Here is a 24,095-nt window from a genome sequence, read left to right as displayed (position 1 = left end):
TCCCGGCCGAGTCGTACGCCCCCGGCATCTTCACCCCTACGAGAGATCGAAGGGTGCGGGGGGGTGGCCTTCCCAGATCCGGCGGGAGGCCTGTTCGGGGTAGGGCAGAGTCTCCGACCCGGCGTCCAGGACGCGGGTGAGCCGCCGGCCGGGGCGGTAGGCGGCCCATCCCGCGTCGCCGGTGGTGACGAAGCGGATCCATGCCTCCCTGAGTTCGTGGGAGAGCGCGACGGCCTCGGGGGTGGGCTCGTCGCCGATGAGCTGTGCGCCGACAGGGCTGTCCAGGGTGCCGAACGCCAGGGGGATGTCGAGGCTGTGGCAGGCGCCCAGGGCGCCGCCGAGGGCCGGGGCGGTCCAGCGCAGTTCGAACAGGTACGAGGTGCCGCCGGCTGCGGCGTTGGCCTCGGCCAGCTGCTGTGACGGCATGCGGAAGAGGGCGTCGGAGTACACCGTCTCCACCAGCTCCTCCGGGCCGGCCTGCGGGAACGCGGCGCGGTACGCCCCGGCGCCGTGCGGCTGCGGGGCGAGCAGCTCCAGGGCGGCCTGGGCATCCTGCTCGGTGTAGGTGCCCTGGCGTCCGCTCATGACGCTGAAGAAGCGGAACTCGTCCCGGGTGTGGCCGACGAGCAGCTCGGTCCCGCTCGCGCGCCCGCCGGTCAGCGCGGGCCAGGGCGTTTCGGGGAGGACGTCGCCGTCGACGACGGGGCACAGGGCGGTGCCGGTCTCCGTGAGCCGTCCCCAGCTCTCCCGGTGTGCGTGGAGGCCGGCGTTGAAGGAGGTGAGCTCCGCGGCCAGATGCCAGGGGTCGATGTCGCGCAGGGCCGCAGCGGTGGGGGCCGCCGCGCCGAGCCGGTGCGCGAACGCGGAGGTGACCTGCCGTGCCAGCGCGGGGGTGCTGTGCAGACCCGGCACCGAGTGGGCCATGGCCCGCCGGAACAGGCCGCGCGCCGGCTTCATCGTCAGCAGGGCGGCGACCGACCCCGCCCCGGCGGACACCCCGGCCACGGTGACCCGGCCGGGGTCGCCTCCGAAGGCGGCGATGTTGCGCTGCACCCACTCCAGCGCCGCGATCTGGTCGAGGAATCCGCGGTTGGGTGGCACGTCGTCGAGGTACGCGAAACCCTCCGCGCCCACGCGGCAGTTGATGCTCACCACGACGAGTCCCGCCTCGGCCAGCGCCGCCGGGTCGAACATCGGGTCGCTCGACGCCGCCGAGAGGTAACCGCCCACGGGGATCCACACCAGCACCGGCAGTCCTGCCGCGCCCGGATCCGGGGTGCCGACGTTGAGCGTCAGCCAGTCGGTGCCCTGCGGCGGACCCACGTCGATCGGCAGGGACAGCGGCACCAAGGGGCCGAACTCCGCCGCCTGCCTCGTCCCCTCCCAGCGGTCCGGCGGGGCGGGCGCGGCGAAGCGGAGCGCTCCGACCGGGGGCCGGGCGTAGGGGATGCCGCGGAACACCGCGTGCCCCTGCCGCCGGCGCCCCTGCACCACACCTTCCGTCGTCCGCACCCTTGGCTGTTCGGGCAGTCGTTCGGGCATGACGCTTCCTTCCTCGAGTGGACCCCAAGGTTATAAGTCACCTGTATTATGTCAACTGTATGGGAAAGGCTCCGGGCAACGAGGGAGAGGCCGGCGATGCCGAAACAGGTGGATCACCGCGGACGCCGCGAAACGATCGCCCGCGCGCTGTGGCGGGTGGTGGAGCAGCGCGGCGTCGCGCATCTGACGATGCGCGTGGTGGCGCAGGAGGCGGGCATCTCCCTCGGGCAACTGCAGCACTATTTCGCCTCCCGGGCGGCCATGCTCTCCTTCGCCATGGACTTCGCGTCCGAGCAGACCTCGCTACGCGTCGACCGAGGGCTCGAGAGGCTCGGCGACCGCCCGCACCCCCGTGACGTGCTGCGGCTGACGCTCGCGGAAATGCTTCCCCTGCATGCCGACGCCCGCGCGACCAGCCGGATGAGCGCCGCCTACGTCCTGGAGGCGCTGCACGACGAGGCCGTCCACGAGCAGGCGCACCGCGGCCTGGTCCAAGGACGGGCCCTCACCGAGCAGTTGATCCGCCAGGCCATCGCCGACGGGCACATCGACCCCGACCGCGACCCGGCGACCGAGACCAACCTGCTCCTCGCCCTCACCGGCTTCACCCCCCTGATCGAACTGCACGTGATCGAGCCCGGGGACGCGCTCGCCGCGATCGATCTGCATCTCGACAGGCTCTTCAACGGGCACGGTCGGAGCACGTGACCCGGGCCGCGCGCAGGGACAGGGCCGAGGCGAGACTGGCTAGCCTGATCACAGGCACGGTGAGGACGACAGCAGAGGAAGATCACACTCATGACCGCCGACGGCTTCCGCACGCTGTCCGTCCGAGCCGGGAGAGCGGCTGACGTGGAGCATCTCGCGATCCTCGACCCGGTCGCGGGATCCGACGGTGGCGAGCGGCGCGGCAACATCCGACGTTGGTGTCGCGACGGCGCCGTCCTCGTGGCCGGCACGCCGACCGGGCTGGTCGGCTACGTCGTCGTGGAGTACACCTTCTTCGAGCAGGGCTTCGTGACGATGCTCATGGTCGCCGAGCCCGCCCGTGGTCACGGCGTTGGCGAGAGGCTGCTCCGTGCCGCAGCAGCCTCATGCAGGACCGGGAAACTGTTCACATCGACGAACCTGTCCAACCATCCCATGCAGCGACTGCTGCAACGGATCGGTTGGCGGCCGGTGGGGATGGTGCACGGCCTCGATGACGGTGATCCTGAAGTCTTCTATCTCTGCGCTTCCCAGAGCGCCGAAACCGCGGGGTGAGTCCGAACAGACAGGGCGACCGGTGACGTCCAACCGGGACACCCGGGCCGACCCCGAGGGAGCGGGGCGTGGGTGAGCGTGATCGGTCGAGGTCACCCGCACCCCGTCCGCCACCTGGTCCGCATGGTCGGCCTGGGCCAGGATCGCCGCGAGGCCGCCGCCCGCCGTCCTATCAGGAGGGGTCTCTGTCCCCTATCTGCCTGGTGCCACAGAATCCCCTTAGGCAGGATCGCTGAGAGCTGATCACGAAGAAAGGGACGGCCCTCATGCGTATCTCCAGTGTGCCGGGCTTCGGGCGCTGGTTGTGGACGGTGATAGCGCTCCTCGTCACCACCGCTGCCCTGCCGACGGCTCCCGCGTCGGCGGCCGCGTCCGCGACCGCGACGTACAAGATCTGGCACTGGAACATGGCCGGGCATCATTCGCACCTGGGCTCGACCACGAACGGCATCATCCAGGCGATCGCCGGATCGATCGGCTATCGCAAGCCGGACTTCGTGTCGATCAACGAGATCTGCCGCAACCAGTACGGCGCCGTGATCGATGCCCTGCAGGACATGGGCTGGCCGGAGAAACCCACGAACTTCGCCCGCTACGAGCCGATGACGGCGACGGGGGACCCCGGCTACTGCGCCGGGCACGGCATCGGCATCGCGATCTTCAGCCGTTTCGCGCTGGGCGACACACTACGGCAGACGTTGCCCTACGACGGGTCGGGCAAGCAGCGCAAACTCCTCTGCGCGCACGTCGCCGCGCGACCCGGGACCAGATTCTGCACCACCCACCTGACGACCGTCGCCGCCTACAAGGCCGCTCAGGTGGGCCAGGTGCACGGCGTCCTGGAGTCCTTCCGCTCCAGGGGTGACGTCCCGATCATCGCGGGCGACTTCAACGTGCAGCCGGACTCACCGCTGCTGAACACCTGGTACGACGCCTCGGTCAACACCGACGCCAACCACGGCAACCTCGGCCGTTACCACGAGCTCGACGACCGCGAGGCCCTGTGCCCCGGCTGGGGCGAGCAGACCACCGAGAGCAACAAGCTCGGGGCCTGCGGCCAGTCGGGGAAGGTCGACCTGATCTTCGTCCCCGCCGAGCGGCTGACCCGCTACAGCGCCGACGCCCATCCGATCGGGCACGTCTGCGGCGGCAACCGCGACAAGCCCTGCTCCGACCACCGCATCGTCGACGCCACCGCCTCGGTCACGACCGGGGAGTGAGGCGACCTCACTGAGCGACCCCAGGCACGTCGCCTTGGTTCGTCGTGCCCGAAATCCGTCGGGCACCGCTGATAACAGGAAGGCAAGCAATGAGTCTCACGAAGAAGGCCGCCATCGCCGTGCTGATCGCCGGAGCCTGTGTCGCCGGAACGTCCGGCGCCGCCTCCGCCACGCCCGAGCGCGCCGAACTCCCGGGTGTCGTCTCGATAGAGGCCGGCGACGCGCCGGTGGCCACTGCGGCGGCCGGCAGCCTCTGCGTCTATCAGGCCCGGGATTACCTGTCGGGACGGTACTGCCTCAGCACCGGCGACGGCGATCTGCGCAACAACCGCTACCACATCGGCACCGCGTCGGTTAACGACACCGTGAGTTCGTTCGTCAACCGGACCGACTATGTCGTCGAGTTCTGCAACGTGATCAACTTCGGAACGCCCTGCGTGTACGTTCCCCCGATGAGCGCGGCGCCGGACCTCGCCGACTGGGACAACAGGTTCTCCTCCATCCGGTTCCACCCGGCCTGACCAGCGAGTTGCCCGGCCTGGGCCGCTCACCCGCGGTCCGGGCCGGGCGGCGGCGTACGGCCGGGAGGCGGCCCGCGAGCCCCGCCGCAGGTCGCGGTAGGGCGGGATCCGGCGCGTTGGCTTCTCCTGGTGGCAGGACCTGAGGCCGGCGGCACGGATGGTTGCTAGTGCTGGCCCGTGGGTCTTTCGTTACGCGCGGGCGTATCTCGTTCCCTGGCCCAGACGGCGATCTGGGTGCGGGAGTTGAAGCCGAGCTTGCTCAGTATGTGCTCGACATGTCCCTCGGCGGTGCGCTGTCCTATCACCAGGGCGGCTGCGATCTCCTTGTTGCTCATCCCCTGCGCGACGAGGCGCGCTATCTCGGTCTCCCTGCGCGTCAGCGGCGACCATGAGGTCTTCTCGCCGGGCGGCTCGTTCGCCAGGTCGGTCTCACCCAGGGCGAAAGAGATCTTCTCGTCGTACGACAGCCCGGCACCTCGACTGACGGCGGCTTCGAATGCCTGCTTGCCGAGCGCCTCGCGGGCACACGACTCGCATTCGTCGTGTAGGCGAAGGAACTGCCTGTACCTGAACGGAACTATGTGCACCGTCCGCTCGAGGCTCCGCACGATTCCCAGCAGCGTGGCCGCTCGCCGGTGTTGCCCCTGACCGGCGGCGATCCAGGCCAGCACCTCGATGTTGAACCTGCTGCCGAGCACGTCGTCGATCGAGTGCTGGAACCGCAGGCTCTCCCGCTCCAGCGCGGTCGCGCGCTGAGCGTCGCCCCGCAACCAGAGCGGAACGCCGAGCACCGTCATCGCGTATGCCCTGACCCACCTGTCACCGTGCGCCTCGCATATGGCCAGGCACTCCTCGCCGGCGTCCACGGCGCGGGAGGTGTCGCCCAGCAGGGCGCGGGCCAGGCACAGCCGGACCAGTGCGCGGGTCAGGCCCATCGGGTCGCCGGTGGTGCGGTGACGGGCGACCGCCTCCTCGTATTGGGCGACCGCCGACCCGCCGTCCCCGCGGTACATGGTGATGGTTCCGGCGTAGAGCGCGGCGTTGGCCAGCACCGCCTCCAGCCCGAGCTGCTCGCCGATCGCCCGGGCCTGCCGGACCATCGACTCGGCGGTGACGAGGTCGGCCTGAGTGTTGGCCAGCCAGGCGTTGACCACCATGGCTCGGCCTCGAAGCTCGCTCGGCTCGGTGACCGCGGACAGCCCCTGGTCCAGGCGGTCGCGTCCTTCACTCAGGTAGTCGCCGGTCTTCCAATGCTGGACGAGGTCCGTGGCCATGCCCAGACCGGTTTCGGCCTCCTCCGGCGCGGCGAAACAGAATTCCAGGGCCTGACGTAGATTGGCGTGCTCGATCCGCAGCCTGGCGAACCATTCCACCTGGTACGGGCCGAACGATTCGGCGCGCGCCCGTGCCGCCAGGTCGCGGTAGTGGTCGCGGTGCCTGCGCCGCAGCTTCGCCTCCTGGCCTGAGGCGAGCAGTTGCTCGCGGCCGTACTGCCGGATGGTCTCCAGCATCCGGTAGCGCATCCCCGCCGGGCTCTCCTCCCGGACCAGCACCGACTTGTCCACCAGCCCGGCCACCAGGTCGAGGACCTGTTCGCGGGCGATGCCGTCGCCGGAGCACACCGCCTCGGCTGCTTCCAGGTCCAGTCCACCGGCGAATACCGACGCGCGGGCCCAGAGCAGCCGCTCCGGCTCCGTGCACAGGCCGTAGCTCCAGTCGACCAGCGCGCGCAACGTCCTCTGCCGGGGCAGCGTCGCCCGCGGCCCGGTGGTGAGCAACTGGAAGCGGTTCTCCAGCCGGGCCAGCAGCTGTTCCGGCGACAACATCCTCAGCCGCACGGCCGCCAGCTCGATGGCGAGGGGCAGGCCGTCCAGCTGGCGGCAGATCCGCTCCACCGTCTCCCTGTTGTTCTCGGTGACCTCGAAGCCGGGCAGCGCAGCCGCGGCCCGCTCGGCGAACAGCTGCACCGCCTCCCCCTGAGTCCGGGCCGGCGGCTGCGGATCATTGAAGAGCGGCAAGGACAGCGTCGGTACGGCCAGCACGCGTTCGCCGGCGATGCCCAGTGCCTCCCTGCTGGTGGCCAGGATCCGCACCTCGGGCGCGGAGCGCACCAGCGTCGCGGCCAGCACGGCGCACTCCTCCAGCAGGTGCTCGCAGTTGTCCAGGACCACCAGCATCTGCATGTCCCGCACATGTTCGACGAGCACCTCCACGGGCGGCCGGGAGGAGCGGTTCTGCACGTGCAGAGCGCTGAGCACGGTCTGGGCCAGCAGCTTCGAATCCTCCAGCGTCGCGAGCTCGACCACCCACACACCGTCACGAAAGGCCCGCTGGACCTCGGCGGCCACGTGGATCGCCAGCCGGGTCTTGCCGACGCCGCCGACGCCGGTGAGGGTCACCACGGGTGCCGTGCCGAACAGCCGTTTGGCTTCGGTCACCTCCAGCCGTCGCCCCACGAAACTGGTCACCTGAGCCGGCAGCCGGCCTGGCCTCCGCCTCCTGACACTTTCGGTTGTGCCTGTGTTCATGAGCGCCTCGCGCTGGCCTCGATCCCCAGCGGTCACCACGGTGGGACCGCCCGCAACACGCAAGCTATGAGACCGTCCGACCTGGTGTCACATCGGGTAAGTACACCGCTGCACGGATGCTAAACACCTGGCTCGCGGCATGCGGTTCTCGCCGTGCGGCCACGGTCATGGCCTTGCCCGCCGTCGACCGCCCGGCACCGTGTCGCACCCCCCATTGACAGGAAGCTATAGGGTCAAATCTATTGATCGGTTGATAAGTCGGACATTTGATCTCCCATACTGGTAAAGAGGTGGTCATGTCCGTGACCGCTGACGTCCGGAGGGACGTCAGCGCGTTCGACGGCGCTGTGCCGGACCCCGCGGACGACCGGGCCGGCGATGCCGGCTTCGGACGAGGGAGTGGGTGCGGTCTCTCAGCAGTTCATGTATTTCCCGCTCGAGAATTCCCGCATATCCCGCCCTTCCACAGTCCAGCGCCTGCGGACCAAGCCGGTCAGATCCTTGCCGTACACATGGATCTCGACGGTGTCGGTGTCGGTCAGGTTGTGCATCGAATGAATGTCGTCATCGGGGATCAGGAGGGAGACGGCTCCGTGGTCGTGCCGGTAGTTTTCGACGGGACGCACGGTGTCGTCGTCATGCAGCTCGTAGCGCCGTTCCTCGATCCGGTTGGAGATCACCCCGATGGCTCCCCACGTTTCGTGCGTATGAGGAGGTGCGACCTCTCCCGGGGCCCACACGATCGAACTGATCGTGAAGGTGGGTGAACGATGCAGGATGTAACGACCGCGTCCCCCGTGCAGCGCCGACCTCACGGTGAACTCCGCGGGGATGGGATCCGGTCGTGCGACGAGTTCCTCCAGCAGAGCGCCCACCGTGGTGGCCAGGGCGTCGTCAGGCAACCGCTGCTCCGCCGTGGTGAGGTCTCGCAGATCATGGATGAACTGTTGCAGGGGCTTCATGATGTCCTCGCTTCGCGTTGTGGTGTTCCGTTGTCGGGCGGGCCTGGCTGCGAACTTCGCGCATGCCCGGTGAGAGGATTCGGCAGTGCTGCTGTCATACGATTGAGCGCCTTGCGCAAGATGCGAGGTGAGGTGGCGAAGTTCAGCCGTGCCCACGACGTGTAGGGAACACCGAAGTCCTGTCCTGCCTGGAGAGCGACGCGGGCGGACTGCAGCAGGAAATCGTGGGCCGTACTCACGCCTGCCGGGATCCGGGTGAAGTGCAGCCAGGCGAAGTAGGTGCCTTCAGGGACGTGTGCGCGAACATTCGGATGTTGGTCCGAGACCCATTGGAAGACCTGCCGGCGGTTTGCCTCGAGCGTTTCCAGCGCGTCGCCCAGCCACTCGTCCCCTCCGCTCCAGGCGGCCACCGTCGCGGCCGCGGCGAGCCCTGACACCCGGCCCAGAGCCCGGTCGGGAAACACGTCGAGGAATCGACGATGCAGAGGTTCGGAACCGAAGTGCATGACGCCGCATCGCAAACCGGCGATGTTGAACGATTTCGTGGCCGATTGCAGGGTTACGGTGGGAGCCGCGGAAACCGTTGCGAACACCGTATGGCGATGCGGAGCGTACACCAGGTCGGCGTGCACTTCATCGGACACCACCACGATCCCGTGTTCGGCTGCGATGTCGGACACCCGGCGAAGCTCGATGTCGGTGAACACCCGGCCCGTCGGATTATGAGGATTGCAGAGCAGCATGAGGGTGACGTCGGGGCGGGCGGCTTGCTGTTCGAGCAGATCGAAATCGATGACGAAGCCGTCGGTCTCCTCCAGCAGCGGCACATCGACGACTTTCCGGCCGCTCACCCTGATGCTTCGCATGAAGGGGGGATAGATGGGGCTGAAGACGATAACGCCATCCTCTGGTTCACTGAAGGCCAGCACCGAAGTCGTCAGGCCCTGCACCAGGTCCGCGATCACCGCCACCTGGTCGGCGCCGGCCTCCCAGCCGAAGCGGGCGCGCATACGAGCCGCGAACGTCTGCGCGACACCGCGGTGCTCGGCATCAAGGGGATAGGTGAACTGCGCGGATTCGGCGGCCTCCAGCACGACGGACCTGATGGCCGCCGCGGGCTGGAAATCCATGTCAGCCAGCCACATCGGAAGCACGTCCGGGGGATAGGTGTGCCACTTCTTGCTTATCTGGGCGCGGAGTTGCATCTCCGTGAGGGGCAACGCCTCAGCCATGATCTCCCCGATTCCGCGAAATCTCGCTGGTGCGTTCACGGTGAGTCCTTTCCGGTCGAGGACTCGGTGGTGGACATGAGCTCCGCACCGAGGCGTTCCTCCCAATCGAGGTAACGCACCATGTCCTCGCGGCTGCGCTCGAGCAGCTTGGGTCGCCGGGCGACGAGTTCCGCGTCTTCCTTGGCCTCGGCCAGCGACACGTCGGCGCCGTCGAGCCCTTCTTCGACCGGGTTGCCGGCCGCGGCCCACCGGTTGACGCCCCCTTCGAGGACCACGACGTCCTGGTAACCCATGCCCAGCAGCGTTCTGGCCGCAAGCGTGGAGCGGAGCTCCCGGTCGGAGGCGACCGCCAGGGGAGTGCCGGGAGCCGCGTAGGCTCCGATGCGGCGTTCCAGATCGCCTCGGGGAACCCACACGGAGCCGGGGACGTGACTCAGCGCGTATTCGCTGCTTCGCCTTACATCGACCAGCACTCTGCTGCATCGCAGCAGCTGGGCCTGCAGCCGATCGGCATCGATCGTGCGTATGTCCGGTCGGGAGAAGCTGAGGTCATCGAGGTAGGCCTGCGGATGGCCGGCGACGACCGCGCCACCGTCACGGGACCACTCCTCGAGACCGCCGGCGAGCCACGCGACTCGGCGGTATCCGATACGCGACAGCAGTCCTGCCCCGATCCTGGCCCGTGTTTCGTCATTCGAGTAGCACACGAGGAGGGCGTCACGGACACCGATGTGTTCGTCGACCGCGTTGGCGAGCTGGCCGGCCGGACAGGAAACCGCGCCCGGGACATGCCCGGCGACGTACTCCTCCGCCAGGCGTACATCGATGATGTAGCAGGCCTCACCACGCTCTACGCTCGTCCTGACCTCAGCGGCCTGTATGGGGAAGGCCTGCGTGTCGTGGACGAAATCTGCCGCGAACGCTGCTGCTCGTGCCGGCCCGTCCTCGGTGATCATCGGTGAGTTCCAGGGGCTCGCCTCAACCGAGAGCTCGCGACCTGACATCACCCACGCCATCGTCCCGTTGCGAAGCGCGAAAACCTTGCTGAATCCGGCCCGCTTCAGAAGGTAGGCGCCGACGATGCTCCGGGTGCGTCCAGCGCAGTGAACGACGATGGGGTGGTCACTGCCCAGCCCGTCGATGCCGGAGTTGTACAGGGTGGGGACCAGCTCGCCGCCTGGGACGTGAAACGCCCCTGGAATGTGTCCCTTGGCGTACTCGCTCGCCGTACGGGCGTCGAAGATGAACGCTTGCGAGCCGGCGGCGAGGTCGGCGATCTCGTCGGGGTCGAGCTGCTGCACCTGGTCGGTGACCGAGAGCCTCTCCCCGAACGTCTTGCCGATGACGTTGACGCCGTAGACCGGCGCACGGCCCTCCTCGGCCCAGCGATTCATCCCGCCGGCAAGAACCCTGACGTCCTGATATCCCAGCTCCCGGCAGGTCTGTGCCGCCAGGCCGCTTCGATGACCTGTGTTCGAGTAGAGGACCAGGGGAATGTTCTTCCAGGGCACCAGCTGTTCCAGGCAGATCTCGATGAGACCGCGGGGGAGGGGACAGCTGCCCGGTATCTGGCCGAGCGCGTATTCGCCTCGTTCGCGTACGTCCAGGAGCGCATGAGCGGTTCCTGCGTCGCGCCACCGCTCGATCTCGCCGAACTCGATGAAGGATGCGTGATTCTCGGACGTCATGAGGCACCTGCCTTTCACAGGGGAGGAGTTTCGAGGTGGGCGTGGCCGCGTGCCCCGGAGGGAGGACGATGTGCGCGCATGGCTGGGACTCGTCCCTGGTGAAGGCGCACTTCGACACCCACCAGCTGCCCGGTGCAGCCCTGTGCGAGTCGGGACGTGCCGCGATCCCTGGTCAGGGTGTTCACGTTCCCGTGGCTGCATGGGGAATCGACATCTTGAGGGTTCAGCGGGTCGTACCACGCGCCCGTGGACAGCCGCACACAGCCCGGTTTGATGTCGGTGGTGAGGACGGCTCCGGCAAGGCAACTTCCCTGCTCGCTGGTGATGAGCACGACGCAGCCGGGCGTGATCCCGCGTGCGGTCGCGTCGTTCGGATGCATCAGCAGCGGTTCTCGTCCATCGATCTTGCTTCGCCGGCTCGTGATGCCCATGTCCAGCTGGCTGTGGAGTCGGTGCGCCGGTTGCGATGTCACCAGGACGAGCGGATACGCGGCGGTGGTGCCGGAGGTCGGCGGCAGCCAGCTGGGATGACCCGGACAGTCGTCATAAGAGAACGAGGCGATGGTCGCCGAGGTGAGCTCGATGCGCCCGCTGGGCGTCCTGAGCGGCGCGTTCTCCGGATCCCGTACGAAGTCGTACAGCATGATGTGATCGTCCGGGCCGCCCGGCAGTTCCACGTGCCCGGCGGACCAGAAGTCTTCGAACGACGGGAGATCGGCGCCGTGGATCGAGGACTGGCTCCGCCAGACCTCGTACATCTGGTGCAGCCACTTGCGTTCGGAGTTGCCCTCGGTGAAGAAGCAGCCGGCTCCCAGCGCATCCGCCAGCTCAGCGAACGTCTCGTAGTCGGTTCTCACGTCGCCGGGAGGGTCACATACCTGATGCATGGCGATGAGACAGGGGTCGCTGCGTGAGGCGCCGATGTCGGAGCGCTCCAGGAACGTGGCCGAAGGAACGACGATGTCGGCGTGTTTCGCAGTCGCAGTCCAGTACGGCTCGTGCACCACCACCGTGTCCGGTGTCGCCATTGCTCGGCGCAGCCGGCTGATGTGCTGGTGATGGTGGAACGGGTTACCTCCGCACCAGTACACGAGTCGTGCATGCGGGTAGTGGTAGGTGCCGCCGTTGTACTCGAAGGGCGCACCCGGGTGGAGAAGCATGTCGGAGATGCGCGCCACGGGGATGAAGGCGTCGACGGGGTTGTCTCCCTGCGGAAGCGTTGGCAGCGGGCCTGGCAGTCTGGGAACACCCACGTCCCCCATGGATCCGTAACCGTGCCCGAAGCCGCCTCCTGGGGTGCCGATCTGACCGAGGACGGCCGCCAACGCGATGGCCGCCCAAGGCGGTTGTTCCCCATGTTCGGCACGTTGGAGTGACCAGGTGACGGAGACGAAGGTACGGTTCGCCGCCATCTGCGTGGCCAGAGCGTAGATGTCGCTGGATGCGACCCCGGTGATCTCCTCGGCCCAATGGGGATTCTTGGGCACACCGTCCGTGTGTCCGAGGATGTAGGCCTCAAGCTGCTCGTATCCGGTGCAACGCGTGTTGAGGAACTCGGCGTCGTGCAGCTGACCCGTGATCAGCACCCAGGCGAGCGCGAGCATCATCGCCACATCCGTGCCGGGATTGATCGGACACCAGCGGACGTCAGGCCCGTCCGGGCAGTCCGTCCTCATCGGACTCACCACGACGATCGTGGTGCCGTTGTCGACGATCCGCCGGAGGGAGGCCTCGCTGCGATGCCTGGTGATTCCACCAGGGGCGACCTGCATGTTCTTGGCCGGCAACCCGCCGAAGGCCAAGATCATTGTGGTGTGCTCGGCTAGGACTGACCAGCTGGTCAGGCCATGGACGGCGTCGACGTCCGGACCGAGAACATGGGGCAGGATCACGCTCGATGCGCCGGTGCTGTAGGTGTTGACCGAACCGGTGTAACCACCGATGGTGTTGAGGAAACGATGCACCTGGCTCTGCGGATGGTGGAATCGCCCCGCGCTTCCCCACCCGTAGGAACCGCCGAAGATGGCGGCGTTGCCGTACGTGGTGATGACGCGTTCCAGTTCGGTCGCCAGAATCGCGGTGAGGTCGGGCCAGTCCACGCGAACGAACTCGTCGTTTCCCCGTGCGCTGCCGGCTCCTGGTCCGCCCTCCAGCCACCCCCGTCGCACCATGGGGTGCAGGACCCTCGCCGGATGGTCATGCGCCTCACTCATGTTGCCCAGAAGAGGGGACGGGTGCGCATCCAGCTCATGCGGGGTGACGGTGAGGGCGTCGTCGTCCAGCTGTGCCCGGAAGGCGCCCCAGTGCGAGCTGCTCGGTCGGCCTGCGTTGGCGTTCATTGCCTCAGCCCTTCCAATGACGGGCGACGACGGTGCCATTCGGTTGCCTCCTGCAGCGCCCTGGCGATGCTGAGGACCTCGCCATCCCGGCCCGGGGCGGCTGCCATCTGGAGCCCTACCGGCAGACCATCGTTCGCCATTCCGCAGGGAACCGAGATCGCCGGCTGGCCGGTGACGTTGAAGCAGTAGGTGTTCGCCAGCAATGCGGCCTGCATGTCGGCCGCTCGCGCAGGGGTGCAGTCCTCAACCCTGGGAGCGGTGATGGGGACCGTCGGACCGATGACGGCATCGAACCGGCGCTGGCTCTCCAGCATCTTCGCCGCGAGCTCTCTGCGCTCCTCCCTGGCCACGCGGTACCGCCGGCTGGAGACCGCGAGCCCGGCCTCCAGACGTGCCCTTACATCGTCTCCATAGTCTTCACGACGGTCCCGCAGCCAGCGGCGATGCACCTGAGCTGCTTCGAACGCGACGATCGTGCGGGTGGTGAGACAAGACTCCTCTTCGTGGAGAAGCTCGAAGGGCTCCACCGTCGCGCCCAGCCCTTCGACAACGTCGAGCGCGCGGCGGAAGACATCGCCGACAGCCGGGGATGACCGGGAGACATGTGACATCACCACGCCCAGACGAGCCCCGCGCAATGACGGCCGCAAAGGGCTGTCCGGTTCGATCGGGTCGTCCAGGACCAGACTCCGGAAGATGTGAGCGCAGCCGGTGGCCGTGCGGCTGAGTACGCCGATGGTGTCGCAGGAGGGACTGAGCGGAAAAACCTGTGAGGTGGGTATACGGCCCAAGGTCGGCTTGAAGCCTGTGACGCCGGTGAGGGCCGCGGGTATGCGTACGGATCCTCCGGTGTCGGTTCCGAGTGACGCGCTGCAGGAACCGGTGGCCACTGACACAGCGCTTCCGCCGCTGGATCCGCCACAGATGTGGCGACGATCCCAGGGATTGCGCGTGGTCTGGGCCTTGTGATTGACGTTGGTGGCGCCGTAGGCGAATTCGTGCAGGTTGGTCTTCCCGATATGCACCGCTCCCGACAGCTCCACGCGACGCCAGCATTCGGCGTTGTCGGCGGCCTGCTCGTTCAGCCACGATGATCCGGCCGTGGTGTGCAGTCCGGCGACGTCGATATTGTCCTTGACGCTCACCCCGATTCCTGCCAATGGCCTGGGAACGCCTTTCTGGATCTCGTCCTCCACCAGTCGAGAGACCTGGTGAACCAGGTCCTCGCTGACGGACCGGAAGGAGCTCAGCGCCGGTTCCCAGCGGTTGATCGCCTCCAAGTAGCCGGCGGCCACCTCTCGAGGAGAAACCTCTCCCCGGCGGAGAGCGGCTCTGGTCTCTTCCAGAGTCAGATCAGGCAGTGACGTTGACATTCATGTCACCCCGTCGAGGACGACGGCCGCGATCTCCCGAGGACTCCCGCCATTGATCGGCATGATGTCCATCGGACACACGGACAGGAATGCGATGAGATCTCTGTCCGCCCGCAGATCGACATAGGAGCCGGCCGGCGCGGACGATTCCCGGAAGGTTATGGTTCCATCGGGGGCGACGGGAGAGTTCTGGAACAGATTCAGAGGGTCGGGCAGCATGACGCCAGCTGCATGTCCTGCCGCGTGCAGAGCCGACCTCAGATTGTCAGCGCAGTTGCGATGGCCCGGAGCATCGAGCTGCTGATAACGCCATCGGTCGCATGGGGGCATGGTCATGTCATGGACACCGGGCGACGTATCGGCGGCCATCGTGATCAGCGGAACCCGCCGGCAGGTGACGAAGGCACTGCCCACCACCGGACGGATGGTTCGCAGAGCCGCACGGGAGTGGCTCATGCAAACGTGCTCGGTCCAGTCGTCCGCGGCGAAGAACCATGCGTCGACGACCTGCCCGCCGAGCGAGTTGACCACACGCAGAGTTTCTCCCGCAGCGACGCGAAGGGTCGCGATCTCGGCTGCTTCGACCTTGATCTGCCTGCTCATGGCGCCCTCCGAGAGGCTGAGGCCAGATCGACATCGCTCCATTCGGTGGCGACGAATGCCACGCGATCGCCGGAGTGCACGATGGGGTCACGCCGGATGCCGATCAACAGTGCCGGCGAAGGCATACTGATCGCGGCCACGACGTCGCCGAAGACGTTCCGGACCTCGCCGAGAGGTTGTCCCGCGGCGGCCACCTCGCCGGGACTGACGAGTGGATGGAAGAAACCCCCGTCAGGGGTGGTGACGTGTGTCCGCCGAGTGGCTCGGCATATGGAGGTGGGCCATTCGAACGGGGTGCCCTTCGTCGTGCCGATGGCCGTGGCGAGTCGAACGAGACCCGCAACGGCCCTGTTCACAGCCCCACGGTCGAGTCGGCCTCCTGCGCCCACCTCCAGCATGAAGGCGCGCTTGCCCAGCTCCAACATCTGGTAGTCCAACGCACCGGCTATATGACCAGGCAGTTCGCCTGGACCCGAGACGTCCATACGGCAGGCCACCCGTGGATCGAGCAGGGAGATCATGGACAGGAGATCGTGCTCCTGGGCTCCTCGCGGGTGCAACTTGTAGACGGCGTAGTTGCAGGCGTCGAGGAAGGAGCCCATCGTATGGACGTTGACCACGACGTCGGCCAGTGGTGCGAGCTCCTCGAAGAGGCGATGGGCGAGCCGCTGCGTGCCGAGGAAGTCGGCCCTTCCGGGGAAGCTCTGATCGAGATCTACTCCGTCGAAGGGAGAATGCTTGCGCCGGTAGTCGAAGGCCAGGGGGTTGGCGACGGGCGTCACCACGACGTTGCCGTACAGGGGAAGTGACGAGACGGCACGGAAGAACTCCGTCGCCACGATCGCCGATTGCGACTCGTCACCATGGACCGCCGCATTGATCCACAGGCAAGGGCCGCTGCCTTTGCCGCGGGCGACCATGTAGGGAATGCCGATCATGTTGCCGCTGGCCAAGCGCCCGGCCTCGACCAAGCCCCGGCCGGTCTCGCCGACGATCGTACGGCTCAGGTGGTCAGATACCGTCGTCGTCATGACGTCTCCTGTCGGGTTCGCGTCCGGGAGCGGCGGTATCAGGCCTGCCTCCGAGAAAGACGTTCTTCATCTCCGGATCGTTGAGGACCTCCTCGGCCGGACCATGTCGATGGATACGGCCGTCGACCATGACGACGGCGATGTCCGAGGCGGCCAGACCTTCGATCACGTTCTGCTCCACCATGACGACGGACACGCCGTGATCAGTGATCTCCTTCAGCTTGTCGAAGATCTGGCACCGCGCCTTGGGGGAGAGCCCGAGCGATGGTTCATCGATGAGCAGCACCCTCGGATGCACCATCATCGCCATGGCGATCTCCAGGAGTTGCTGCTGCCCTCCACTGAGATTTCCGGCCGCGCGCGTTCGCTGGGCGGCAAGGGCAGGAAACTGGTCCAACGCTTCGGCGACCGCGACCGCACGGTTGCTGCGCGGCAGCGTGTACACCCCTAGCTGCAGGTTCTCCTGCACTGTCATGTGCGGAAAGTTGCAGCGTCCCTGAGGCACCAGGCTGATGCCGGCCTGCAAGCGGCCCCAGGCGGGCAATGCGGTGATGTCACGATCGCCGATACGGATGGAGCCCTTGCACCACCGGGTCAACCCGTAGATGCCTTTGAGCAGGGAAGACTTTCCTGCTCCGTTGGGGCCCACGATGGTGGTGAGGCTTCCGCTGGCGAATCCGTAGGTCAGATCGTTCACGATGGGCACACCCGACAGATATCCGGCGGAAAACGCCGAGACGCTCAGATGCCGATCAGCCGGCATGACCGTCCCCCTTTCTTCCGAGGAAGGCTTCGTACACGGCCGGGTCGTCCCAGATGACTGAGGGCGGTCCCGCGGCGAGCTTCTTACCTGCGTCCAGCACGACGACTTCGGAGCAGCAGGAGGTGATGAACTCGACGTTGTGCTCGATGATGAGAAACGTCTGGCCCTCGGTGTTGGCCTGCAGAATGGCATCACGGATCAAGTCGATGATCCGCGGATTCACCCCCGCCAACGGTTCGTCGAGCAGGGCGATCCGTGGCTGGGTCACCAGCACCGCGGCCAGGGCGAGCAACTTCTTCTGGCCGTAGGACAGGATGCCGGCAGGTGCTGAACGAAGCTGCTCGAGTCCGAACTCGACCAACCAGGACGTTGCCCGCTTCCTCTCCGCCGAGCGCCGGCGAGAAGCTCCCGACCGTCCTGCCTTGTACAGTCCGCGGAGCGAAAGACTCATGTGCTCGTCCAGGGTGAGCTGGTCATACAGTTTCACGGTCTGGAACGTTCGCACCAAGCCGGCCCGGGCGATGAGGTGTGGCGCCTTGCCGAAGATGGACTCACCGTCCAGCAGGATCTGGCCGGAGTCCGGCCGCACGAAGCCGGTCACGCAGTCGAGAGCCGTCGACTTACCCGATCCGTTCGGGCCGATGAGGCCGAGCACGGTGCCCGTGCTGAGGGTGAATTCGACGTCTGACAGTGCCGCGACGCCCATGAATGACTTGCCCAGACCGGTGACCTGCAGGGCCGGCGGGGCTGCCGCTCCGAGGGTGGCCGTCACGATCGACCTCCTCTCATGTCACGTAGTTGTCTGTTCATCGCTCGTGCTCGGAGGAACCCCCCGACACCTTGCGGGAGGAAGAGCAGCCCGAGAACCAGCAGTGCGCCATAAACGATCAGGCGAGCCTCGTCGGCCATGCGCAGCATCTCGGGCAGAACGGCGAAGAGCACGGCACTGTAAGCGACAGGCCAGAAGGTTCCGGCGCCGCCAAGGATCACGATGATGAGCATGACCTGCATGAGGTAGAAGTCGAAGATCGACGGATCGATGGTGGTCAGCCGGAAAACGTGGAGCGCCCCTGTCAGCCCGGTGACGAACGCGCAGAAGGAGAAGACGGCGAGCTTGTAGTTGTTCGTGGCATAGCCTTGTGCCTTGGCCAACGGCTCGTTGTCGCGGATGGCGATCATCACGGTGCCTGCGGACGATCTGACCAAGCGCTGCATGGCCCACAACGCGAGCACAGTGAAACCGGCCAGCAGGTAGTAGTAGCTCCTCGGCGTATCCGCCACCAAGTCGACGGGGCCCAGCGACAGTGACGGGGCCGGTAGCCCGAAGATGCCCTGCCTGCCGCCGGTGACGCCGGTCCATTCCGCGGCGACGACGGCGCAGAGCAAGGTGAAGCTGAGCGTGATGATCGCGAAGGCGCCCTCCGACAAGCGCACCGTCACGGCTCCGACCACCGCGGCGACCAGGGCGGCTACTCCTCCTCCGGCAAGGAAGGCCACGGGTTGCCACAAGTCGGTGTGGGTCACCAGCCAGCTGCTGGCGTATCCGCCGATGCCGACAAAGGCGACCTGCGCGAAGGAAAGCATTCCGACGTAGCCGTACAGGAGGTTGAAGGCCGTTCCCAGCACCATGAAGGTCAGCGCCAGGTTGGCGACGTCGATGAAGTAGTCGTTGGTCACCACGGCGGGGACGAGCGCGATGGCGGCGGCTGTGGGAAGCAACGGACCGAGGTGGCGGCCTCCCAGCCACTTGTGCAGGGGAGACGAGCTTTTGCGCGACATCACGTCATTGGTTTCTTCCGGTTCATGCACGTGCAGGGCCGCCGTCATACTCGTACCTCTGTCGAGAAGAGGCCCTGCGGCCTCACCAACATGATTGCGATCATGAACAAGAAGACACTGATACTTTGAGTCATGGCTGACCCGTAACCTCCGGCGAAGCTTTCGAGCATGCCGACGAGATAGGCAACGATCACCGCACCGGGCACGCTGCCCAGGCCGCCGATGACGACGATGGCGAACACCTTGAACACGATCGTGATGCCCATCTGCGGGCTGACCGTGAAGACCGGCGTCAACGTCGCGCCCGCGATGCCGGCCAGGCCGACACCGAGAGCCATCGCAAGTCTGCCGATCCGCTCCGGGGAGATTCCCACGACCAGCGCCGCGGTGGGATTCTGCGAGACACCGCGCATGGCCCGACCCACCTGCGTGCGGTTGAGCAGCAGATAGAGCGCCCCGAGCGTGGCGACCGCCACAACGACGATGAACGCGCGTCCGGTCGGGATGATCACGTCCCCCAGCAGGAGGTGCCCCTGCGGCCTGCTGTCCTCGGGCAACTGCCGTGGCCCGGCGCCCCAGAGCACGATCGCTCCGTTCTGGATGATCATGGCCAGGCCGAGAGTCAGCAGCATGCTCCTGGAGAACGCTCCGTCTGGAGGAAGGCGACGAAGCAGACCTTCCTGCAGGACGATGCCCAAGATCGCCATGGTCGCCGCGGTGAGCAGGATGCCTATCCAGTAACCGGTGAGCGGGATGAAGAAATAGGCGGCGAACGCCCCCAGCATGTACAACGCCCCATGGGCGAAGTTCACGACATTGAGAACGCCGAAGATGACGGCCAGGCCGGCGGCGAGCAGCGCATAGCTGGACCCCAGCACCACGCCGTTGGCGAGCAATTCCCAGGTGTACGTTGCATCCATGATGACCTCCAGTCGTCAGGCTGTCGACCAGACGGATCAGGTGACGACATCCGACACGATGACGGTCTTGCCGTTCTTGATCTGCAGGATGAATGCCTTGTCATGGGCCTGGTGGTAGGCGTCGAACTTCACCGTGCCACCGGTGAGCGAGGTGAAGTCGGTCTTCACCAGTGCTTTCTGAATGGCCTTCGGGTCGGAGCTCTTCGCCCGGCTGATGGCATCCGCAAGCACCATGACAGCGCTGTAACCCTCGAATGACTCGTAAGTCGGCGGGGTCTTGTGTGCACTTTCGTAAGCCTTGGCGAACTTCGCATTCGCCGGCGTCTTGATCAGGGAGCTGTAGGGATAGACGCTGGACGATCCGGCGAACTGTTCGTCCTTCAGAATTTCGAGGTTCTGGCCCTCGAGTTCGACGCGGCCCGTCACGGGGAGTTGCAGGCGGGCGCTGGCCGCTTGACGCAGGAACGACAGGTGATCGGCACCTGAGATGTAGAGGGCAACCGACTGGGTGCCGTTGTTGCGGTACTTGCTGATCTGCGTCGAGAAGTCGGAGGTTCCCTGGGCCACGAAGTCGACGCCCGTCACCGTGATGCCCTTGTCGTTGAGCGCCTTCTGGAGAGCCGCGGCACCTGTACGGCCGTACGTACTGTCTTCAGCCAGGATGGCCACCTTGCGAACGTCGCCTGCCTTGTGCAGGTAAGAGGACAAGGCGACGGCGAGGGTCGCGTCAGAGGGATTGATGCGGAAGGTGAAGTCGTTGCCTCCCTTGCCTGCTGCCGTGGTGATGTCAGGTGATGTGGACGTCGCCACCACCAGGGGCACCTGATAGCGCTTGGCCAACGGCATCGCGGCAAGGGTGACCCCACTGCAGAGAGCCCCGATGACTGCGGAGACCTGTTGCTGGGTGATGAGCTTGGTGACGGATCCGACGCCATCGGTGGGGTTGCAGGCGTTGTCCTGGGCGGCGAGGGTGAGTTTCCGGCTCCCCAGGAGGCCGCCGTCCTGGTTGATCTGATCGATGGCCAGCTGTACGCCGTTGCGTTCGTTTTCGCCGAGTGCAGCGGCCGGTCCCGACAGAGGGGCGGAGAGGCCGATCGTGATGGGGCCGGAGTTCGTATCCGGACTGTCGGTCGAGCTTGCACAACCTACGACCGTGAGTGCTAGGGCGGCGGCTGCTGCGAGTGTTCTGGTACGCATCTTCTGTACCTCTTAGCTGATCGGACGCCGTGCGCGACGCGTCCGTTTCATGACCTGGCTTGGTGATGCCCGGTCTTGCTGGTGGCAGTCGGCCCGAGGTTCATGCTCCAACAGCTACCTACAGTCGACTGCATGTAGCTACAATCGACTGCATGTACGCTGCCTGTCAAGTGCCTCATCTGGTTGAGTTCCTGCGACCCCGCACCGCCACATGGGGAGGCAACAGTTGATGAACGAGCCGTCAGGCCGTGGATCGAAGCCACCGACGCACAAGTTGATCGCGGAGAAGGCCGGAGTGCATCCTTCGACGGTGTCGAGGATCCTCCGGCGTGCCCCCGGACCCCGCAGGTCCGATTTCGCCGAGACCGAAGAGCGGGTGCGGGAGATCGCGAAAAGTCTCGGCTATCGCCCCGACCTCACGGCGGCCAGCCTTCGCACCAAACGCAGCATGGTTCTGGGGGTCCTGCTGCCGAAGCTTCACGACGTCGTACTCGCCACGATCCTCAGCGGTATCGACACCGAGGCCTTCAGCCTCGGCTACCAGACCATCGTCACCAACACCCTGGGCGCACCCGAAAGGCGCTGGGAACGGGTCGAGATGCTGCTCAGCCGCAAGGTCGACGGGCTGGTGATCGGGGACGCCACCCTCGACGAAAGGATTTACGAAGAATTGTCCCGCTCCCGGACTCTGCATGTCCTGGTCAACCACCGCGCTGAAGGGCACGTGTCGGTGACCGGTAACGATGCTCTAGGAGGAAGGTTGGTGGGCGAGCATCTCCTGGAAGCAGGTCACCGCGAGATCGGCATCATCGCCGGGCCGCGTTACCCCACCGCTCTCGATCGAGTCCGAGGCTGTGTGGAGGTGTACGAGCGAGCCGGCATCGCCGTCGGCGAAGCGCAGATCGTACACACGGATTTCGACCCCCAGGGAGGGCGGAAAGCCGCTCAAGAACTGCTCACGTTGCCGCGGCGCCCAACGGCGATTTTCGCGGTCAACGACTCCGCGGCCATAGGGGCGATGGGGGCGTTGAGGGATCACGGGCTGGTTGTGGGACGCGACATGGCACTGGTCGGATATAACGACATCGCGATCGCACAAGATCTTCCGATCCCGTTGTCGAGCGTGCACACGCCCCTGCGGGAGATGGGGGAGACCGCGGCACGATCGCTGATCGACATGCTCGAGGGGCGCACCAGTGAATCGGTCGCGCTTCAGCCCCGGCTGGTGGTCCGTGACTCGAGCTTCTCGGCCGAATCCGTCCCGACGTCGACGTGAGCCTTCCGGAACCAGAGCCTCGGCCGGCACGAGTGCGAAGGCACGCATGTCGGCCGCGCTCGTTCTCGTTGTCGACGAGGCGCTGCCCACCAGCGACCGGGTCGACACGAAGCCATGTTCCACGTGCTCACCGAAAGGGAGGAGACCGACAGCCTCGCCAGATTCGGCCTGTTGTTGTCGTTGAGGGGCGTGGTATCCGCTTATGTGCCTGGCCCGGTGAAGAGCCGGTCGAGGTGTGCGGTAAGCAGGGCCAGGGCGGCGGGGGAGTCGTACTGGCCCGCCAGGACGCTGGACTGCAGGCCGGTGACAAGCGCCAGGGCGATGGATGCGGCGCTCTCGGGGTCTTCGCGCCCGGGGATCTGGCCGGCCTCCTGTGCCTGGCGAAGGTGTGAGGCGAGCAGGTCGCGCAGGGCGTTCGCGTACTTCAGTCCCTCGGGAGCCAGGTGCGGCTCGGTGAGAGTGAGCGTGTAGTGGGCCGTATAGGCCAGGATGATGCGGCGGCTCTCCTCGTCGGATGGGATGAGGGCGGTCAGGACGCCGTACACGAACGCCCGGGGGGTGACCGGGGATGTCTCGGGGTGCACGCCCAGGTCCCGGCCGACCGACGCGTACGTCCGGCTCGGGTCAGACAGGTACAACGCGACGGCGTCCGCCTTGAACTCCGGCGGATACGACTTCATCGCCACGTGGAACTCCTTGCCTCCGGATGTCCATCATCCGGCACTCAAGGTGTCCACACTTCGGGGGGAGGGCCCACCTCCTACGGCACGACCCGCCTCTGTCGCGGCGGCGCGGCCGAGGGGTTGCCGGTGGTGTTCCTGCCGGGATGGGCGGCAACTCCCTGGGCTGGCCCTACAGCAGTGGACCGGTGGGCAGGGCGCATCCGGTCTACCTCGTCGATCCCGTGGGCGCGGCGGGCCGCAGCGTGCAGACCCGGCCCCTGGGCGGACCGGACGACCTGGTCGGCTGGTTCGCCGAGGTGCTCGACGGGATCGCCGTCGCCGCCGCGTACGTGGTGGGCTACTCCTACGGCGGTTGGCAGGCACTGCTGTCGGCCATCCGGACCCCCGCGCGGGTGGCGGGAATGACGTTGCTCGATCCCGCGGCCTTCCGCACCGCCACGGCACGCCATCTGGCCTGGGCCATCGCGTGCGGCATGGGGCTCCACTGCCCGCCCCCGGTGCGCCGGGTCCTGGCGCGATGGTTGCACACCGACTCGATCAACAGGCCTGAACGCATCCTGGCCGCAGTCGCCGGCACGTACCTCTACCGGCAGGCGCTGCCACCGATGGTGCCCCTGACCGACGAGGAACTGGCCGAGGTGAAGGCCCCGACACTCATGCTCTTCGGCGCGCACAGCACCATGCACGACTCGGCCGCCGTGGCCCGACGGCTCGCCCGCCTGCTGCCCGCGGCCGAGGTCGAACTGCTCCCCGGCACCGGCCACTCCCTCGCCCTCGACCTGCCCGACCTGGTGAACGCACGGATCCTGGAACACGCCGCACGCTTCTGACACCGGCGACGCGAGGATCGGCGCGGACGAGACCGCCGAGCACTCCGCCGTCGCCGCCCTGGCCCCTGCCCGCCTGCGCGGCCCGGCGTTCGGGTTGCTGGCCGCCACCTTGGTGGGCGGTGAGCTACGACGGCGCCCGTACCAGGCGGCGCTGTGTCGTAGGGGTCAGCTGTGGCCAGGCGTGGGCGGTTCGGCTCCCCGCGACAGCGGCAGCACCGGAATGCGCAAGGTGGTGGTGCCGGTCGTGAAACGGAAGGTGACGTCCGTTGGAGTGGCCCCGAGCGGGCGGTTGATGTCGATGAGTTCCAGGTGCGGGCGATTGTGCCCCTGCTGCAGGGGGAGGGT

General features: G+C 66.8%; 22 protein-coding genes and 1 pseudogene. 6 read left to right on the top strand and 17 right to left on the bottom strand.

Translation table 11 applies throughout. The annotated features are described in order from the left end of the window. Positions 1-36: 36 nt before the first annotated feature. Positions 37-1,542, bottom strand: a complete 1,506-nt coding sequence (locus E1292_RS03995; RefSeq protein WP_220446659.1) for a carboxylesterase/lipase family protein — start codon at positions 1,540-1,542, stop codon at positions 37-39. A 96-nt stretch (positions 1,543-1,638) separates the two neighbouring features. On the opposite strand from E1292_RS03995, the gene E1292_RS03990 reads away from it, so the two are divergent. The 4 genes from E1292_RS03990 to E1292_RS03975 all read left to right on the top strand — a co-directional run bounded on the left by E1292_RS03990 (position 1,639) and on the right by E1292_RS03975 (position 4,546). Continuing rightward, the gene (locus tag E1292_RS03990) at positions 1,639-2,250 is read left to right on the top strand and encodes a TetR/AcrR family transcriptional regulator (protein ID WP_132592085.1); all 612 of its coding nucleotides are present in this window, start codon (positions 1,639-1,641) and stop codon (positions 2,248-2,250) included. Positions 2,251-2,340: 90 nt separating this feature from the next. After that, positions 2,341-2,805 carry a GNAT family N-acetyltransferase gene (locus E1292_RS03985; protein ID WP_132592083.1) on the top strand — a complete coding sequence of 155 codons (465 nt, stop codon included), beginning with the start codon at positions 2,341-2,343 and terminating at the stop codon, positions 2,803-2,805. 266 nt (positions 2,806-3,071) lie between these two features. Then, positions 3,072-4,025, top strand: coding sequence for an endonuclease/exonuclease/phosphatase family protein (locus E1292_RS03980; RefSeq protein WP_132592081.1), 954 nt, complete (start codon positions 3,072-3,074; stop codon positions 4,023-4,025). Positions 4,026-4,114: 89 nt separating this feature from the next. After that, entirely contained in the window at positions 4,115-4,546 is a 432-nt protein-coding gene (locus E1292_RS03975) for a peptidase inhibitor family I36 protein (protein WP_132592079.1), read from the top strand. A gap of 164 nt (positions 4,547-4,710) precedes the next feature. Here E1292_RS03975 and E1292_RS03970 read toward each other — a convergent pair whose 3' ends face one another. From E1292_RS03970 to E1292_RS03910, 13 genes are all read right to left on the bottom strand, one after another. After that, complete coding sequence (locus E1292_RS03970) at positions 4,711-7,002, bottom strand: ATP-binding protein (protein ID WP_246089912.1); 2,292 nt, start codon at positions 7,000-7,002, stop codon at positions 4,711-4,713. Positions 7,003-7,487: 485 nt separating this feature from the next. Continuing rightward, the gene (locus tag E1292_RS03965; protein WP_132592075.1) at positions 7,488-7,976 is read right to left on the bottom strand and encodes a cysteine dioxygenase family protein; all 489 of its coding nucleotides are present in this window, start codon (positions 7,974-7,976) and stop codon (positions 7,488-7,490) included. Between the two features lie 56 nt (positions 7,977-8,032). After that, positions 8,033-9,268, bottom strand: coding sequence for a MalY/PatB family protein (locus tag E1292_RS03960; RefSeq protein ID WP_132592073.1), 1,236 nt, complete (start codon positions 9,266-9,268; stop codon positions 8,033-8,035). A gap of 35 nt (positions 9,269-9,303) precedes the next feature. After that, positions 9,304-10,956, bottom strand: coding sequence for a rhodanese-like domain-containing protein (locus E1292_RS03955; RefSeq protein ID WP_132592071.1), 1,653 nt, complete (start codon positions 10,954-10,956; stop codon positions 9,304-9,306). A gap of 14 nt (positions 10,957-10,970) precedes the next feature. Continuing rightward, entirely contained in the window at positions 10,971-13,295 is a 2,325-nt protein-coding gene (locus tag E1292_RS03950; protein WP_132592069.1) for a molybdopterin-dependent oxidoreductase, read from the bottom strand. Then, positions 13,292-14,590, bottom strand: a complete 1,299-nt coding sequence (locus E1292_RS03945; RefSeq protein ID WP_165974366.1) for an amidase — start codon at positions 14,588-14,590, stop codon at positions 13,292-13,294. Before E1292_RS03945 ends, E1292_RS03950 begins: the two co-directional genes overlap by 4 nt. Positions 14,591-14,668: 78 nt before the next feature. Continuing rightward, positions 14,669-15,271: a DUF1989 domain-containing protein gene (locus E1292_RS03940; protein WP_165974365.1), complete on the bottom strand. Its 603-nt coding sequence runs from the start codon at positions 15,269-15,271 to the stop codon at positions 14,669-14,671. Next, complete coding sequence (locus E1292_RS03935; protein WP_132592063.1) at positions 15,268-16,302, bottom strand: M14 family metallopeptidase; 1,035 nt, start codon at positions 16,300-16,302, stop codon at positions 15,268-15,270. Before E1292_RS03935 ends, E1292_RS03940 begins: the two co-directional genes overlap by 4 nt. Continuing rightward, positions 16,283-17,065 (bottom strand): branched-chain amino acid ABC transporter ATP-binding protein, encoded by a 783-nt coding sequence (locus E1292_RS03930; protein ID WP_132592061.1) that lies wholly within the window; start codon positions 17,063-17,065, stop codon positions 16,283-16,285. Before E1292_RS03930 ends, E1292_RS03935 begins: the two co-directional genes overlap by 20 nt. Beyond that, on the bottom strand, positions 17,055-17,837 hold the full coding sequence (locus E1292_RS03925) for an ABC transporter ATP-binding protein (protein WP_220446658.1): 783 nt from the start codon (positions 17,835-17,837) through the stop codon (positions 17,055-17,057). Before E1292_RS03925 ends, E1292_RS03930 begins: the two co-directional genes overlap by 11 nt. After that, positions 17,834-18,892, bottom strand: a complete 1,059-nt coding sequence (locus E1292_RS03920; protein WP_132592059.1) for a branched-chain amino acid ABC transporter permease — start codon at positions 18,890-18,892, stop codon at positions 17,834-17,836. The genes E1292_RS03925 and E1292_RS03920 overlap by 4 nt, the downstream gene beginning before the upstream one ends. After that, positions 18,889-19,764: a branched-chain amino acid ABC transporter permease gene (locus E1292_RS03915; RefSeq protein WP_132592057.1), complete on the bottom strand. Its 876-nt coding sequence runs from the start codon at positions 19,762-19,764 to the stop codon at positions 18,889-18,891. Before E1292_RS03915 ends, E1292_RS03920 begins: the two co-directional genes overlap by 4 nt. A gap of 36 nt (positions 19,765-19,800) precedes the next feature. Beyond that, complete coding sequence (locus tag E1292_RS03910; protein ID WP_132592055.1) at positions 19,801-20,961, bottom strand: ABC transporter substrate-binding protein; 1,161 nt, start codon at positions 20,959-20,961, stop codon at positions 19,801-19,803. A gap of 229 nt (positions 20,962-21,190) precedes the next feature. On the opposite strand from E1292_RS03910, the gene E1292_RS03905 reads away from it, so the two are divergent. Next, complete coding sequence (locus E1292_RS03905; RefSeq protein WP_132592053.1) at positions 21,191-22,237, top strand: LacI family DNA-binding transcriptional regulator; 1,047 nt, start codon at positions 21,191-21,193, stop codon at positions 22,235-22,237. 200 nt (positions 22,238-22,437) lie between these two features. On the opposite strand, the gene E1292_RS50865 is transcribed toward E1292_RS03905, so the two are convergent. Both E1292_RS50865 and E1292_RS53440 read right to left on the bottom strand, forming a co-directional pair. Beyond that, positions 22,438-22,782, bottom strand: coding sequence for a TetR family transcriptional regulator C-terminal domain-containing protein (locus E1292_RS50865; RefSeq protein ID WP_246089920.1), 345 nt, complete (start codon positions 22,780-22,782; stop codon positions 22,438-22,440). 24 nt (positions 22,783-22,806) lie between these two features. Further along, positions 22,807-22,923, bottom strand: a pseudogene (locus E1292_RS53440) (transposase); the annotation flags it as partial. Between the two features lie 140 nt (positions 22,924-23,063). On the opposite strand from E1292_RS53440, the gene E1292_RS03895 reads away from it, so the two are divergent. Then, complete coding sequence (locus tag E1292_RS03895) at positions 23,064-23,750, top strand: alpha/beta fold hydrolase (RefSeq protein ID WP_165974363.1); 687 nt, start codon at positions 23,064-23,066, stop codon at positions 23,748-23,750. A 165-nt stretch (positions 23,751-23,915) separates the two neighbouring features. Here the strand turns inward: E1292_RS03895 and E1292_RS52520 are convergent. Further along, the coding region (locus tag E1292_RS52520) for a hypothetical protein (RefSeq protein WP_220446657.1) at positions 23,916-24,095 on the bottom strand (180 nt) is incomplete at its 5' end.

It is taken from the genome of Nonomuraea deserti (assembly GCF_004348685.1).
In the GTDB taxonomy this organism is placed as follows: domain Bacteria; phylum Actinomycetota; class Actinomycetes; order Streptosporangiales; family Streptosporangiaceae; genus Nonomuraea; species Nonomuraea deserti.
This window is presented reverse-complemented; position numbering and strand designations above follow the sequence as displayed.